At 67.6% G+C, this 14,114-nt stretch carries 14 protein-coding genes; 9 read left to right on the forward strand and 5 right to left on the reverse strand.

The features are described 5' to 3' along the window. Nucleotides 1–18 precede the first annotated feature (18 nt). Genes ACCD06_RS31430 through fabG form a run of 4 tightly spaced genes read left to right on the forward strand, consistent with a single transcriptional unit; the run spans nt 19 to nt 3,156 of the window. Entirely contained in the window at nt 19–1,188 is a 1,170-nt protein-coding gene (locus ACCD06_RS31430; protein ID WP_413346144.1) for a beta-ketoacyl-[acyl-carrier-protein] synthase family protein, read from the forward strand. Continuing rightward, nucleotides 1,176–1,997, forward strand: coding sequence for a beta-ketoacyl synthase chain length factor (locus ACCD06_RS31435; RefSeq protein WP_413346146.1), 822 nt, complete (start codon nt 1,176–1,178; stop codon nt 1,995–1,997). Before ACCD06_RS31430 ends, ACCD06_RS31435 begins: the two co-directional genes overlap by 13 nt. Beyond that, a complete protein-coding gene (locus ACCD06_RS31440) occupies nt 1,997–2,440 on the forward strand; it encodes a hypothetical protein (RefSeq protein WP_413346148.1) in 444 nt (147 codons plus the stop codon). Before ACCD06_RS31435 ends, ACCD06_RS31440 begins: the two co-directional genes overlap by 1 nt. Further along, nucleotides 2,437–3,156 (forward strand): 3-oxoacyl-ACP reductase FabG, encoded by a 720-nt coding sequence (gene fabG, locus ACCD06_RS31445; RefSeq protein WP_136701774.1) that lies wholly within the window; start codon nt 2,437–2,439, stop codon nt 3,154–3,156. Before ACCD06_RS31440 ends, fabG begins: the two co-directional genes overlap by 4 nt. Here fabG and ACCD06_RS31450 read toward each other — a convergent pair. From ACCD06_RS31450 to ACCD06_RS31460, 3 genes are read right to left on the reverse strand one after another with little or no spacing between them, the layout of a single operon-like run. Beyond that, a complete protein-coding gene (locus ACCD06_RS31450; protein ID WP_413346151.1) occupies nt 3,137–3,922 on the reverse strand; it encodes a glycosyltransferase family 2 protein in 786 nt (261 codons plus the stop codon). The two genes, fabG and ACCD06_RS31450, sit on opposite strands and share 20 nt — an antisense overlap. Next, a complete protein-coding gene (locus ACCD06_RS31455; protein ID WP_136701773.1) occupies nt 3,919–4,701 on the reverse strand; it encodes a lysophospholipid acyltransferase family protein in 783 nt (260 codons plus the stop codon). Before ACCD06_RS31455 ends, ACCD06_RS31450 begins: the two co-directional genes overlap by 4 nt. Continuing rightward, on the reverse strand, nt 4,650–5,963 hold the full coding sequence (locus ACCD06_RS31460) for an NAD(P)/FAD-dependent oxidoreductase (RefSeq protein WP_413346154.1): 1,314 nt from the start codon (nt 5,961–5,963) through the stop codon (nt 4,650–4,652). The genes ACCD06_RS31455 and ACCD06_RS31460 overlap by 52 nt, the downstream gene beginning before the upstream one ends. Nucleotides 5,964–6,427: 464 nt before the next feature. Here ACCD06_RS31460 and ACCD06_RS31465 point away from each other — a divergent pair, with 464 nt between their 5' ends. Beyond that, nucleotides 6,428–7,207, forward strand: coding sequence for a class I SAM-dependent methyltransferase (locus ACCD06_RS31465; RefSeq protein WP_413346157.1), 780 nt, complete (start codon nt 6,428–6,430; stop codon nt 7,205–7,207). A gap of 143 nt (nt 7,208–7,350) precedes the next feature. Beyond that, nucleotides 7,351–7,806: a hypothetical protein gene (locus ACCD06_RS31470; protein ID WP_252140839.1), complete on the forward strand. Its 456-nt coding sequence runs from the start codon at nt 7,351–7,353 to the stop codon at nt 7,804–7,806. Between the two features lie 61 nt (nt 7,807–7,867). On the opposite strand, the gene rpoH is transcribed toward ACCD06_RS31470, so the two are convergent. After that, nucleotides 7,868–8,827 (reverse strand): RNA polymerase sigma factor RpoH, encoded by a 960-nt coding sequence (rpoH, locus tag ACCD06_RS31475; RefSeq protein WP_109073748.1) that lies wholly within the window; start codon nt 8,825–8,827, stop codon nt 7,868–7,870. A 720-nt stretch (nt 8,828–9,547) separates the two neighbouring features. Here rpoH and ACCD06_RS31480 point away from each other — a divergent pair. Then, entirely contained in the window at nt 9,548–10,801 is a 1,254-nt protein-coding gene (locus ACCD06_RS31480; RefSeq protein WP_413346159.1) for a polysaccharide pyruvyl transferase family protein, read from the forward strand. A gap of 20 nt (nt 10,802–10,821) precedes the next feature. Continuing rightward, nucleotides 10,822–11,967 (forward strand): hypothetical protein, encoded by a 1,146-nt coding sequence (locus tag ACCD06_RS31485; RefSeq protein ID WP_413346161.1) that lies wholly within the window; start codon nt 10,822–10,824, stop codon nt 11,965–11,967. A gap of 13 nt (nt 11,968–11,980) precedes the next feature. Here the strand turns inward: ACCD06_RS31485 and ACCD06_RS31490 are convergent, their stop codons facing one another. Then, a complete protein-coding gene (locus tag ACCD06_RS31490; protein WP_211103428.1) occupies nt 11,981–12,946 on the reverse strand; it encodes a LysR family transcriptional regulator in 966 nt (321 codons plus the stop codon). A gap of 79 nt (nt 12,947–13,025) precedes the next feature. Here ACCD06_RS31490 and ACCD06_RS31495 point away from each other — a divergent pair, with 79 nt between their 5' ends. Beyond that, nucleotides 13,026–14,039: a zinc-dependent alcohol dehydrogenase family protein gene (locus ACCD06_RS31495; RefSeq protein WP_413346163.1), complete on the forward strand. Its 1,014-nt coding sequence runs from the start codon at nt 13,026–13,028 to the stop codon at nt 14,037–14,039. Nucleotides 14,040–14,114 lie beyond the last annotated feature (75 nt).

The raw sequence follows: 14,114 nt of genomic DNA on the forward strand, positions 1-14,114 counted from the left end.
CCACTTTCCCTAAGCCATATGAGCATCGTCAGCAGCCTTGGGGCCGGCCAGGATGCAACCCTGGATGCTCTGCGCAGCGGCCGGGGCGGCCTGAAACCTTGCAGCTTCGAAACGGTCACGCTCGACACGCACATCGGCGAGGTGGCGGGGGTGGACGATATACGCCTGCCGCCGGAGCTTGCCGGCTATGACTGCCGCAACAACCGGCTGGCCGAAATGGCGCTGCACCAGGACGGCTTCGCCGAAGCGGTCGCCGCGGCCCGTGAGCGGTACGGCGCCGACCGGATCGGGGTATTCCTCGGCACCAGCACGTCGGGCATCCTGTCGGCCGAACTGGCCTTCCGGGCGCGCGATCCGCAGACGGGAGCCCTGCCCGCCGCCTTCAGCTTCGCCACCACCCACAGCACCGGCTCGCTCGCCGACTTCGTCCGCTGCCGCCTGGGCCTGGAGGGGCCGGCCTTCGTCGTCTCCTCCGCTTGCGCCACGACCTCGAAGGTCTTCGCCAACGCCGCCCGCATGATCGCCACCGGCCTGTGCGACGCCGCGGTGGTCGGCGGGGCCGACAGCCTGTGCCTGACGACGCTATACGGCTTCCATTCGCTGGAGCTGGTCTCTCCCACCCCCTGCCGGCCCTTCGACGCGGAGCGCAGCGGCGTCTCGCTCGGCGAGGGCGCCGGCTTTGCCCTGCTGGAGCGCACGGCTCCCAAGCCGGCCCCCGGCACCATCCACCTGCTGGGTGCCGGCGAGAGCAACGACGCGCACCACATGTCGACCCCGCATCCGGAAGGGCTGGGCGCCCGGCTGGCGATGGAGCGGGCGCTGGCCAGCGCCCGCCTGCGGCCGGAGGATATCGACTACGTCAACCTGCACGGCACAGCCACCACCTATGGCGACGCGGCGGAGGATCAGGCCATCACCGGCCTGCTCGGCACCCGCATCCCGGTCAGTTCCACCAAGGGCTACACCGGCCACACGCTGGGCGCCGCCGGCATCGTCGAGGCGATCATCAGCGTTCTGGCGCTGCGCACCGGCCTGATCCCCGGAAGCCCGCAGACCCGTACCCTCGACCCCGCCGTGCGCAGTCGCTACCTGCAAGCCAACGAAAACGGACGGCTGGACCGGGTGATGACCAACTCCTTCGGCTTCGGGGGCAGCAACAGCAGCCTGATCTTCGGGTGGGCGACCTGATGCGGGCCTATGTCGAGGGCATCGGCCTGCTCGGCCCCGGTCTTCCGGGCTGGGCGGAGTCGCGCGCCATCCTGGCCGGTGACGGCCCCTATGTCGCGACACCGGCCGTGCTGGCCGCCAGTCCGCTGCTGCCGCCGGCCGAACGGCGCCGCAGCGTGCCCACCGTCAAGCTCGCCATGGCGGTGGGGGCGGAGGCGCTGGAGCGGGCCGGCCGCGACCCGGCAACCGTCGCCACCGTCTTCACCTCCTCCAGCGGCGATCCCGATACTCTGCACCAGATCCTGGAAACGCTGGCGACGGAGGAGCGCGACATCTCGCCGACCCGCTTCCACAACTCCGTCCACAACGCGCCGGCCGGCTATTGGAGCATCGCCACCCACTGCCGCGAGCCCTCCACCAGCCTGTCGGCCCATGACGAGAGCTTCCAGACCGGCCTGCTGGAGGCGGCGGCGGAGGTCTCGGCCGATGGCTGGACCGTCGGGCTGATCGCCTACGACCTGCCCTATCCGGAGCCGTTGAACAAGGTCCGTCCCATTGCCGGCATCTTCGGCACCGCCCTGGTGCTGACCCCCCAGCCGACCGACCGTTGCCTCGCCCGCCTCGACATCGACCTGTCGCGTCGGGACGAGCCGGTCAGCCGCATGGCCGAGGTCGGGCTGGAAGCCCTGCGCACCGGCAACCCGACCGGCCGCGCCCTGCCGCTGCTGGCGGCGCTGGCACGGGTCGTCGCGGGCGGCGCTCCGGAAACGGTGGTGCTCGACCTGCCGCCGGGCAGCCGGCTAGTGGTGCGGGTCGGCGCGCCATGCTGATGACGCGCGATGAGATTGCCGCCCTGATCCCGCACGCCGGCACCATGTGCCTGCTGAATGGCGTGCTGTCCTGGAACCGCAGCCACATCCGCTGCATCGCCCGCAGCCATCGTGATCCGGCCAACCCCTTGCGCCATGCGGGACGGCTCGCCGCGCTGTGCGGGGTCGAATATGCGTCCCAGGCGATGGCGGTGCATGGAGGGCTGACGGCCGGCGGCGAGCGCCCCGCCGCCGGCTACCTCGCCAGCCTGCGCGACCTCACCTGCCATGTCGCCCGGCTCGACGACATCACGGAGGATCTGGTCATCGACGCCGAGAATCTGACCGGCGAAGGCAGCCGCGTGATCTACGCCTTCTCTATCGTGGCCGGCGGCCGCGATCTGCTGAGCGGCCGGGCGGCGGTGGTGATCGACGCGGGCGGTGCGGATATGGGAGAATCATGAAACGCGCACTCGTCACCGGCGGCAGCGGCGCCCTGGGTGCCGCCATCAGCAAGGCACTGGCCGCCGACGGCCACCATGTGCTGGTCCACGCCAACGGCTCCCCTGCCCGCGCCGAAGCGCTGGCGGCGGAGATCGCGGCATCCGGCGGATCGGCGGAAGCAATCGCCTTCGACGTCACCGATGCGGAGGCCACCGCCGCCGCCCTGGAACGGGTCCTGGAGTCAGGCCCGATCCAAATCCTGGTCAACAATGCCGGTATCCACGACGACGCGGTGATGCCGGCGATGCGGCGGGAGCAGTGGGGCCGCGTCATCGACGTATCGCTGAACGGCTTCTTCAACGTGACGCAGCCGCTGCTGATGCCGATGATCGGCACACGCTGGGGCCGGATCGTCAATGTGTCGTCGGTGGCGGCCGTCACCGGCAACCGCGGCCAGACCAACTACGCCGCCGCCAAGGCCGGGCTGCATGGCGCCACCAAGTCGCTGGCGCTGGAGTTGGCCCCACGCGGCATCACCGTCAACGCGGTGGCGCCGGGCATCATCGCCTCGCCGATGGCCGACGCCGCCTTCGACGCCGAGACGGTCAAGCGGATGGTGCCGATGAAGCGCGCCGGGCGGCCGGAGGAGGTGGCCGACCTCGTCGCCTTCCTGGCCTCCGACCGCGCCGCCTACATCTCCGGCCAGATCGTCTCGATCAACGGAGGGATGATCTGAGCGGCCGGGAGCGCACCCGCCGGATCGCCAGCATCGGCAGCCGGCCGATGAAACCCAGCATCAGCCGCGTGTGCATCCAGGTCAGCAGGGCGTTGTCCCGGACATAGTTGAAGTGGGAAACCCCGCCGTCCTCCACCTTGAAATAGCGGACCGGGGCCGGCACGTTGATGGTCGGCAGACCGGCCCAGCACAGCCGCACCGCCGCCTCCGGATCGAAGTCGAAGCGCCGCATCCACGGATTGCGCCGCATCACCGCGCGCAGCGGCTTGATCGGATAGACACGGAAGCCGAACAGCGAATCGCCGATCCCACCCCACAGCGTCTCCAGATTGGCCCACCAGTTGGAGATCTTGCGCCCGCCCACCCGCAGCCGCGGCGCGCCGGCATCGAACACCGGCTTTCCCAGCACCAGCGCGTCGGGATTGGCTATCGACACCCCCTGGAACTGCGGGATGCGGTCAGCCGGATGCTGGCCGTCGGCGTCCATGGTCAGCGCGTGGGTGAAGCCGCAGCGCTCCGCCTCCTCCAGCCCGTGCAGGACGGCGGCCCCCTTGCCGCGGTTGGCCGGCAGTTCCAGAACGCGCAGATGCGGATCCTCGGCGGCCATCGCCCGCAGTTCCGCCGCCGTTCCGTCGGTGCTGCCGTCGATGACGACCCAGACCGGCGCCCAATGCGCGCGGGCATCCCGCACCGTCTCGAACAGCTTCGGCCCGGTGTTGTAGCTGGGGATCAGGACCAGATGACTGGATGAGGCGTCGCGTATCACAGCTCTGTCCTGTAGTGGCGTTCCAGATCCTCGACCAACCCGCGCACCTCGGCCGGAGGGTCGAATCGGCGGCCGAGGCGGACGGTGTAGACCAGCGGGAATTCCGGCTTTCGGAACAGCGGCCAGCCCTTGCCGAGGAAATTGCTGTTGGCGTCGATGAAGACGGTCTGCACCGGCGCCCCCGCCGTCTTGGCGATCAGCGCGAAGCCGCCCTTCAGCGGGTTGACCGGCGCCCGCTCCGTCCGGGTGCCTTCGGGGAAGATCAGCAGTTGTTGGCCCGCCCGCACCCGCTGCGCCGCCATCTTGACCAGCGAGTTCGGCGCATCGTTGCGGATATAGCCGGCCATCCGCGCTCCGCCGCCGAAGAGAAGGTTGTCGTAAACCGGGGCCTTGGCGATGCACACCACGTCCGGCAAGCGCGAGATCAGCAGCACGGCATCCAGAATCGACGGATGGTTCGGGCAGATCAGCAGCCCGCCGTCACCCTTCAGCGAATCCAGCGCCGACAGGTCGGTCCTCAGCACCCCACAGGCCCGCAGCGTTCCGAGATAGAGGCGAAATCCCGTCCTGATCGCCTGCCGTCCGAGCGGCCCGGCGATCCGGCGCGGCAGAAGCGGACCGATCAGCGCCGCCGTGAGGCTCCAGGCCAGCGACATCAGGCCGAACAGGAACAGCAGGACATAGAACAGGGGATACTCCCAAGCCCGCCGGACCGTGCCGAGAAACCCTAGACCGCGTCGCCCACGGGGGTGCGCACGTTCTGCCGCCGTTTCCGCCATGCCATGTAGTTCCTTTTGAAGTCCAGCAGGGCGTTCATGTAGTAGATCGCCTTGAATATCTTCAGCCGCGTCTTGATCGGCGACGGGCGGAAGACGTCGCCGGCCAGAAGCGACAGCAGCGCCTCCTCCACCCGGAAGACGTTGCGCGGTCCCATGAACAGGTTGCGCAGCGCCGGCGTCGTCACCCGGTAGATGTACCAGGAGAAGGTGCCGATGCCCTGGCGCACCGTCCGCTCGAAATGCTTCAGCACCTGTTCCTGGCGCGCCGGCTCGCGCAGGCAGGCATCGACCGCCTCGGCCCCTTCGAAGGCGCTGGTCATCGCCAGATAGACGCCGGTGGAGAACACCGGGTCGATGAAGGCGAAGGCGTCGCCCAGCATGACGTAACCCGGCCCCGACATGCGGTCCGCCTGGTAGGAGAAGTTGCCCGTCCCCGTCACCGGGCCGGTCAGTTCCGCCCCCTCCAGCCGCTCCGCCAGCGCCGGGCAGAGCGCCACGGTGTCGAGGAAAAAGCGTGTCTGGTCGGTCTTGCGCGTCTTGAAGTAATAGGGCCAGCAGACCGCGCCGACGCTGGTGGTGCCGTCCGCCAGCGGGATGAACCAGAACCAGCCATGGTCGAACCAGAAGACGGTGATGTTGCCTTCCGCCTTGCCCGGCAGCCGTTTGGCGCCGGTGAAATGGCCGAACATCGCCGCGCTGTTGTGCTTGACGTTGCGCCGCTTGATGCCGAAGCGCGACGCCAGAAGCGTGTCGCGGCCGGACGCATCGACCAGGAAGCGGGTGCGCAGGGTGCGGACCGTGCCGTCCTCCTGCCGCGCTGTGACGATGGTTCCCTCGCTGCCCTGAATGTCGACGTCCGTCACCTTGCAGCCCTCGACGACGGTGGCGCCCTTGGCGGCGGCGTTGCGGATCAGGATGTGGTCGAATTCCGACCGCCGGACCTGAAAGGCATAGGGCTTGGTCTTGTCCCAGGCGTTGGCGAAGTCGAAGGTGACCGCCCTGCCGTGATAGGGCGACACGAATTCCGCCCCATATTTCAGCATGCCGACCCGCTCCACCTCCTCCAGAACGCCCAACCGCTCCAGCAGGGGCAGGTTGCAGGGAAGCAGGGATTCACCGATGTGGAAGCGCGGGTGATGGTCCTTTTCCAGCAGCGTCACCCGATGGCCCTTCCCGGCCAGCAGCGCCGCAGCGGTCGACCCGGCAGGCCCGCCACCCACCACAAGGACATCGCAATCGTAGTTGGAACCGTTCGACACCATGGGCTTTGCCGCTCTCTCGCTTGTCCCGCTTTGGGGGTGTTCGACGTGGATACCCGTTTCTGGCGCCGCGGCCGGTAACTCCTGGGAAGATTTTATCGCACCCCATCACGTGCAATCCAGGGACAAAACCCCGACACTGCCCTTTATCCGGGGCCTAGCCAGAAGGATATATCCACTCGCTACCGGTATCAGCATTCACTGTGCCAGTAACGCTCCACAGCAATGTTTCAGTACGATTTCATTCACACCGCACACTGCTGGCCGATTTCCGCCAATGCACTTGAGATTGCGCAACTAGCTTGAGTGATTACCCATTTGGCGACATGCAAACCCACTTGCCTGCCGGGTTCCGCGCCCACAAGATGCCCACGGCCTGTAGCCGAACAGCTCAACCGGGGATGCGTGGTGCGTGTGTTGCCAACGACGTTTGCCGTTGCCGCCTGCGCCGTGAAGGAGACACCGCCGTGCCGACCGAACCCTCCCCCCGCGTCGGCACCGCCGTCGAACCGCATCCGGTGCTGGACGCCTATTACGGCGACAAGGCGCAACGGCAGCATTTCGTCCGTGGGCTGTTCAACCGGACCGCCCACCACTACGACCGCATCAACGCGATCTTCGCGCTGGGCTCCGGCTCCTGGTACCGGGCGCAATGCCTGCGGCGGGCGGGCTTGCGGCCGGGCATGCGGGTGCTGGACGTCGCCATCGGCACCGGTCTGGTCGCGCGGGAGGCGGTGGCGCTCTGCGGCAATCCCCACGACGTCATCGGGTTGGACCTCAGTGAAGCGATGCTGGCGGAGGCGCGGCGCAGCCTGCCCATCCCGCTGATCCAGGGCGTGGCCGATGCGCTGCCGCTGGCCGACGCCAGCGTCGATCTGGTCACCATCGGCTACGCGTTGCGCCATGTCGGCGACCTGACCGCCACCTTCCGCGAGTTCCGCCGTGTGCTCCGCCCCGGCGGCACCGTGCTGGTGATGGAGATCGGCCGCCCGCGCCGCCCGGTCACCCGGCACCTGATGAACGCCTATCTCGGCATGGTGGTGCCGGCGGTCTCACGCCTCAGCGGCGGCGGCGAGAGTGGGCGGACGCTGATGCGCTATTACTGGGAAACCATCGACCGTTGCGTGGAGCCGGAGGTCATCACCGCTGCGATGGAGGCGGCCGGGCTGGCGCAGGTGCGGTGCGACACCGATTACGACCTGTTCAAGAACTACAGCGGCAAGCGGCAGGTCGAGGCTGCGGCGTAACGGTGGAGCGGCCGGCTGGCTGCCTGTTGTTACTACCCCGGTCAGGCGTTCCTCATCCGCCTTTGCCAATGCTGGCAACCGGTTATCGCCCTCATAGTCGCCACTACATGGCCACGGCCGGAACAGAACCAATAGGAAAAGACATGGTGGGGAAAACGACTTGGGCGGCATTGTCCGCGGTGGCGCTGCTGATCGGCTGCGCCGGGCAGCAGCAGGGCACGGCCAGCAGCAACGGAACGGCGACGACCGCCTCCGCCGCGCCGTCGACGCCGGACGCGCGGATGGTGAAGTCGCGTGACGGCCGGTACGAGGGCGAGGTGATCGGCTCCCCCGCCCCCGGCAGCCGCTTCGCCAAGCTGCAGATCGGCATGACGATGGAGGAGGTCTCCACCCTGATCGGCGCGCCCGACAACATGATCCGGCACGAGACCGGCAAGCGCTGGATCCCGTTCTATTTCGGCAACGACGCCCAGCGGCTGCAGGTCATCTACCGCAATGAAGGTTGCCTGACCTATACCGGCGGCAACGTCTTCGGCGGCGGCGGATCGGAGCTGATCCGCATCACCGTCGCGCCGAAGGGCGGTTGCCTGGACACCTGACAAGAAAGGCGCGGCGTTTAAAAAGCCGCGCCTTTTCGAAACATCGCCGCAACCCGCCCGGTCAGGCATTGGTCAGCAGACGCTTCTTCTCGATTGCCACCTGCTCCGTCCTTGCGGTCGCGATCACCGCCTTCTGGAGCTTCTCGAAGGCACGCACCTCCAACTGCCGCACACGCTCGCGCGAGACGTGGAAGGTCTGGCTCAGCTCCTCCAGCGTCAGCGGCTCGTCACGCAGGCGGCGGGCCACCAGAATCTGGCGCTCGCGGTCGTCCAGCACGCCCAACCCCAGCTTCAGGAACTGCTGGCGCCGGCGGCGTTCCTCGGAATCGGCAAGCGTCGTCTCCTGGTCCGGCCGCTCGTCGGCCAGCAGGTCCTGCCACTCGGCATCGCCCTCTTCCGACAGGCCGACGTTCAGCGAGCGGTCGTTGCCCAGGCGGCGGTTCATCTCCACCACCTCTGCCTTCGACACGTTCAGTTCGGTCGCGATGCTCTCCACCGCTTCCGGCGACAGATCGCCACTCTCCAGTTCCTGCATCCGCGCCTTCAGGCGGCGCAGGCTGAAGAACAGCTTCTTCTGCCCGGCGGTGGTGCCGATCTTCACCAGCGACCAGTTGTGCAGGACATACTCCTGGATCGCCGCACGCACCCACCAGGAGGCGTAGGTGGCGAAGCGGAACCCCTTGGCGGGATCGAACTTTTGCGCCGCCTGCATCACGCCGACGTTGCCCTCCGCCACCAGATCGGCCAGCGGCAGGCCATAGCCGAGATAGCCGCGGGCCATCTTGACGACCAGACGCAGATGGCTGCCGATCAGCTTGTCGAGCGCGGCCGGGTCCTGATGGTCGTGCCAGCGAACGGCCAGATCGAGTTCCTGTTCCGGCGTCAGGTACTGATACTTGCGGGCATCCTGGAGATAGAGCTGCATCGGTTCCGCAGTACGGGGTTCGGAAATACGGGTTTCTGCGGTACGGGTTGGGGCGGTATCGGATTGAGCGGTGCGGGTTTCAGCGTTGCGCTGCATGGTGTCTCTTTTTCTCCCAGCCGACAGGAGCGGCGCCGTGGGCGAAGGCCCCGGCGTTGTTCGGGTCGGTCCTGTTGAAGGTCGGATTTTTGGTTCGTTGCGTTGCCGGCATTCGACGCTGCCGGACGGCGTGCACCGGGCCTCGGTGCGGGAACGGGCAAAGAGGGGTCCTCTCCAGCCCCGCGGGCAGCGCCGCGCCGGGGAAGGTGGCGCCGCAGCCAGCAAGCCGCAGGGCCGGAGAGGAGCGGCAGGGCCAGGCGGTCAGCGCGGCCGAACCAGGGAATTGCAAACGGTCATATGGGCGAAAGCCCTTCTGTCGGGGTCGGCGCCATCAACGGCGCAACGAACACTATATAGGAATTTTGACAACGCATTAAAGGGGCGCCCAGGCGAATTTTCCTGGCACCCTGACTGACACTTGGTTCCCGCTTCGATTTCCAGGAACGCCGCCAGAGATGGGACGGCCTTTGCCTGCTTTCAACCCCCCTTCATCCCGTCATCGAACATCTTTCGAATTTCTATGCAACTTCGCAAGATCATCGGCCAATCGACACCAGTATCATACAAAACATCCAGAGCACAAAAACTGCTTAGAAAGTCTAAGCACTGTCTTTCGTTGAATCAGCCGTGGTATTTTTCGGATGTCACTTGCAGTCCTACCTCTTCTGCGCTTACCGTCGGTCAGTTTCCAGCATCCACCGACCCGAGGTTTGAGCCGACATGCTTGAAGACATCGTCATCGACACTCCTGTCGACCGGCCGCACTCTTCCGGCCAGACCGCAAGTCAGACCGCCGGCCGTGCGTCGTCCCAGCCTCTGCGCGTCGCGGTGCTGTGGAAGACGCCGAATCTCGGCCTCTATTCGAACGCCGCCTTCGACGACCTGTACAACGGCATCGGGCACAACAACGGCAACCTCGCCTTCGTGCATTCAATCTGCAGCCACATCGCCAACCCGGTGAAGCATTTCAGCTGGGGCTCTTCGGCCGAGACGCTGCGGAACAACGCCGACATCATCGTCATTCCCTGCGCCAACCAGCTGGGGCGCCACACCGACTACGGCCAGATGGCGGAGAATCTGGAGAAGTCCGGACTGCCCATCGTCGCCATCGGCCTCGGCGCCCAGGCGAACAGCTACGACCACGACATCGAACTCAGCCCCGGCACGCTGCGGTGGGCGCAGGTGATCGCGGCCTCGAACCCGGCTTCCGCGACCTCGCCCAACATCTACACCCGCGGTGCCTACACCACGGCGCAGTTGGACAAGCTGGGCATCACCGGTTCGCTGCCCGGCGGCTGCCCGTCGCATTTCCTCAACCAGGCGCCGGGCCTGGGCCGGAAGATCCACGCCAGCTGGTCGGCGCTCGACCTGCCGCGCTCGATCACGGTGGCCGGCGGCCATCAGGCCTGGGTCAAGACGCGGGAGATCGAGCACCAACTGATCGCCCTGATGATGGATCCCATCGCGCCCGGCCAGTACATCGTGCAGTCGATGGGCGAGATGATCCGCGCATCGCGCGGGCTGTTCGACGGAATCGACCCGCATGCGCTGAAGGAAATCCACCGCCACACCGTGCCGCACTACTCCTTCGAGGAGTTCAAGGTCTGGTGCCGCAACTACATGCGTTCCTACTATGACGTGCCGGCCTGGATGGACACTCTGCGCCAGCAGGACCTGACCATCGGCTGCCGCTATCACGGCGTCGCGCTGGCGATCCAGGCCGAGCGGATGGGCCTGACGGTCACCATCGATTCCCGCACGCGCGAGCTGTGCGAGAACACCGGCGTCCCCTATGCCGACGCCGCCGACCTCACGATGCCGCTGACCCGCAGCCGCTTGAAGTCGCTCATCAACTTCGACCCCGACGCCTATGACCGCCATCGGGCGGAGTCGGCCGCCCGCTACCTGGACTTCCTGGTCGCCAACCGGCTGCAGCCGGCGCCCTTCCTGAAGTCCATCGCAAACGGCAAGTGACGGGACGAGTGGTGGCAGCCATGCTCAACCGAACCGCGGCGTTCCTGCTGGCGATGGGCATGGTCGCCGCCCCGGCCCACGCGCTGACGATCAAAAGGACGGGGGAACCGGAAACGGTGACCTCCTGGCAGCGCGACGCCTGCGCCCAAAGCGACGCGCCGGACACCCCGGCGCGCGCCTTCCGCGACGCGGGCGGCACGGTGCATCTGATCGCCTCGCATTCCACCGCACGGGCGCTGACCGGCCCGTCGCTGGACGCCGTGCGGCCGAATTGTGCGGTGATCTTCCAAGGCCATGGCCAGGACGATCCGCGCCTGCATGACGACCGCAGTTGGATTTCGTCCTTCTACACGCCCGACGGCACCACCGTCTTCGCCCTGGTCAGCAACGAGTTTCACGCCCAGAAGCGTCCTGCGCTCTGCCCGTCCGGTGAATACATGCGCTGCTGGCGCAACAGCATCACGTCGGCGGTCTCCAGCGATGGCGGGGCGAGCTTCCGGCTGAGCGCGCCGCCGCCCAACCACACCGTCGCGACGCTGCCCTACCCCTATGCCGGCGACGTCGGCCAGCGCACCGGCTATTTCGCGCCCAGCAACATCGTCCGCAACGGCGACCACTGGTACGCCTTCCTATGGGCCGAGCGGTTCGGGGCGCAGTTGCGCGGCGCCTGCCTGATGCGGACCGACAATCTCGCCGATCCGCAGTCCTGGCGCGGCTGGGACGGCAAATCCTTCTCCGTCCGTTTCGTCCGTGATGACCAAGCCAAGGATGCTCCGGAAGCCCATCTCTGCGCCCCGGTCGCCCCCGATGCCCTGCAAGGCACCGTGCGCAGCATCGTCCGGCACCGGGCGAGCGGCCTGTTCATCGCCACGCTGGCCATGACCCGCGACGGCCGCACCGGCATCTGGACCACGACCTCGCCGGATCTGGTGAGCTGGTCGAAGCCGGAGCTTCTGTGGGCGGCCCCGCTGCTGTTCCGCTACGGCTGCGGCGACAAGGCGGCCTTCGACTATCCCGCACTGCTCGATCCCGGCAGCCAGGGCCGCAACTTCGACGATGTCGGCAAGACCGCCTACGTCTACATGACGCGGCTTAACCTGGACAAATGCAAGATCACCTGGAACCGCGACCTCGTCCGCATGCGGGTGGAGATCGACGGCGGCTGACCGGAAATAGCGGTCAGGGCGGCTTGTTCCAGGGCGGCGGCGACAGCCTCTCCGCGATCCAATCAGCAAAGGCACGGGTCTTGCCGGCGGTGAAGCGGCCAGATGGGCGGACCAGATGGATGGCAGCTTCCCCGCCGCCGCCCCTGCCGGCGTCGCTGCCGACCTCCCAATCCGGCAGCACGCGGACCAAACGCCCGCCGGCCAGTTCCCGCCCGATCAGCCATTCCGAACACACCAGCAGCCCTTTTCCGGCCACCGCGGCATGGACGAGGCTGTCGACATTGTCGGTCAGCAGCGGCCCGGACAGCCGCACCCGCACCCGCTCGCGCCCCCGGCTGAAATGCCAATCCGACGGTGAGTCGAACAGCGCGAACAGCAGCGCGTCATGGCCGGCGAGTTCGGCCGGCTCCTGCGGGATTCCCCTTGCGGCGAGATAGGATGGCGCGGCGCAGACCAGCCGCCGTTCCGCCCCCAGCCGGCGGGCCACCAGCGAACTGTCGGGCAGCCGGCCAATGCGGATGGCAAGGTCGAATCCCTCCCCCACCAGATCGACGAAACGGTCGCTGTAGAAGGCTTCGATCCGCACGCGCGGAAAGGCGGTGAGGAAGTCGGGCAGAAGCGGCGCCACCCACAGCCGACCGAACGCCTCCGGCAGTGACAGCCGCAGCGTACCCTGTGGAACGGCCCCGGCATCGGCAGCCTCGCGCTCCGCATCGGCCAGCAGGGTCAAGGCCATGCGCGCCCGGTCGGCGAAGCGGCGGCCGGCCTCGGTCGGCGTCACCCGCCGGGTCGTGCGCTCCAGCAGTCGGACGCCCAGCCGCCGTTCCAGCGCCGACACCCGGCGCGACAGCACGGAGGCGTCGCGATTCAGCACCCGCGCCGCCGGCGCAAAGCCCCCGGTGTCGAGAACCGCCAGAAAGGCGGCCACCTCCTCCAGTCCCTGATCGCTCAATTCGTGCATGATATGCAGCAATATCATGCAGAGACTCCGGATTAAAGGCCCAAGCGCAACGGGATAGCCTCGCGTCACACATCACAGCAAGCAAGGATCCATCCCGATGCGCGCCTATCAGCTTGAAGCCCCCCGTCTCGACGCCCTCCGCATCGCCGAACTGCCGCGCCCCACTCCAGGCGCGGGCGAGGTGCTGGTCCGCCTGCACGCCGCCAGCCTGAACTATGTCGATCTGGCGGTGGCGACCGGCGCCTTTCCCGTGCCGTCGCTGCCGCTCATCCCCGTCGCCGACGGTGCGGGGGAAGTGGCGGAGATCGGTCCCGGCGTGACCGGATTGGCGGAAGGCGACCGGGTCATCCCGCATTTCCTGCCCGACTGGCAGGCCGGCGCGCTGCCGCCGGTCGCCGGCCGGCGGATGCGCGGCATCACCATGCCCGGTTCGCTCGCCGATTACGCGGTGGTCCCCGCCGCCAGCCTCGTGCCGGTGCCCGGCCATTTGTCCTTCACCGAGGCGGCGACCCTGCCCATCGCCGCGACCACGGCATGGCGGGCGATCCGCACCGGCGCGGTGCGTCCGGGAAGCACCGTCCTTCTGCTCGGCACCGGCGGCGTCAGCCTGTTCGCCCTGCAATTCGCCAAGGCGTCGGGTGCCCGAGTCATCATCACCTCCTCCTCCGACGCGAAGCTGGAGCGGGCGAAGGCGCTGGGTGCCGACGAGGCGATCAACTACAGGACGACGCCCGACTGGGACGCGCGGGTCTTGGAATTGACCGGCGGGGCCGGCGTCGATCTGGTGGTGGAGACCGGTGGCGCCCAGACCTTCGCCCGGTCCTTGAACGCCACGGCGGAGGAAGGAACGGTCTTCCTCATCGGCTTCCTCAGCGGCGCCGACCTCCAGGCCTCGCTGTTCCCGATCATCATGAAGATGCTGAAGGTGGTCGGCAGCAACACCGGATCGGTGGCCGACCTGCGCGAAGCCGTCCGCGCCATCGACGCCGGCCAAATCCGTCCGGTGGTCGACCGCGTCCATGACTTCGAGGATGCGGCCGGCGCCTATGCGACCCTGTCGCGCGGCAGCCATTTCGGCAAGATCGCCATCGCGCTGGGAACTGGCGGCTGAGCGGTCGCCTCCCTTGTGCCGGCGGATTCCGTCCGCCGGCACAAAGTCATTGCGGAGCACCGGTACAAGACCGAT

This window comes from Azospirillum sp. CT11-132 (genome assembly GCF_047302835.1).
Classification (GTDB): domain Bacteria; phylum Pseudomonadota; class Alphaproteobacteria; order Azospirillales; family Azospirillaceae; genus Azospirillum.

Bases quoted from the DNA above. Each gene is read 5' to 3' on its own strand.
- ACCD06_RS31440 (WP_413346148.1), top strand. From the start codon at position 1,997: ATGACGCGCGATGAGATTGCCGCCCTGATCCCGCACGCCGGCACCATG.
- ACCD06_RS31490 (WP_211103428.1), bottom strand. From the start codon at position 12,946: ATGATATTGCTGCATATCATGCACGAATTGAGCGATCAGGGACTGGAG.
- ACCD06_RS31485 (WP_413346161.1), top strand. From the start codon at position 10,822: ATGCTCAACCGAACCGCGGCGTTCCTGCTGGCGATGGGCATGGTCGCC.
- ACCD06_RS31430 (WP_413346144.1), top strand. From the start codon at position 19: ATGAGCATCGTCAGCAGCCTTGGGGCCGGCCAGGATGCAACCCTGGAT.
- ACCD06_RS31470 (WP_252140839.1), top strand. From the start codon at position 7,351: ATGGTGGGGAAAACGACTTGGGCGGCATTGTCCGCGGTGGCGCTGCTG.
- ACCD06_RS31460 (WP_413346154.1), bottom strand. From the start codon at position 5,963: ATGGTGTCGAACGGTTCCAACTACGATTGCGATGTCCTTGTGGTGGGT.
- ACCD06_RS31495 (WP_413346163.1), top strand. From the start codon at position 13,026: ATGCGCGCCTATCAGCTTGAAGCCCCCCGTCTCGACGCCCTCCGCATC.
- ACCD06_RS31455 (WP_136701773.1), bottom strand. From the start codon at position 4,701: ATGGCGGAAACGGCGGCAGAACGTGCGCACCCCCGTGGGCGACGCGGT.
- ACCD06_RS31480 (WP_413346159.1), top strand. From the start codon at position 9,548: ATGCTTGAAGACATCGTCATCGACACTCCTGTCGACCGGCCGCACTCT.
- fabG (WP_136701774.1), top strand. From the start codon at position 2,437: ATGAAACGCGCACTCGTCACCGGCGGCAGCGGCGCCCTGGGTGCCGCC.
- rpoH (WP_109073748.1), bottom strand. From the start codon at position 8,827: ATGCAGCGCAACGCTGAAACCCGCACCGCTCAATCCGATACCGCCCCA.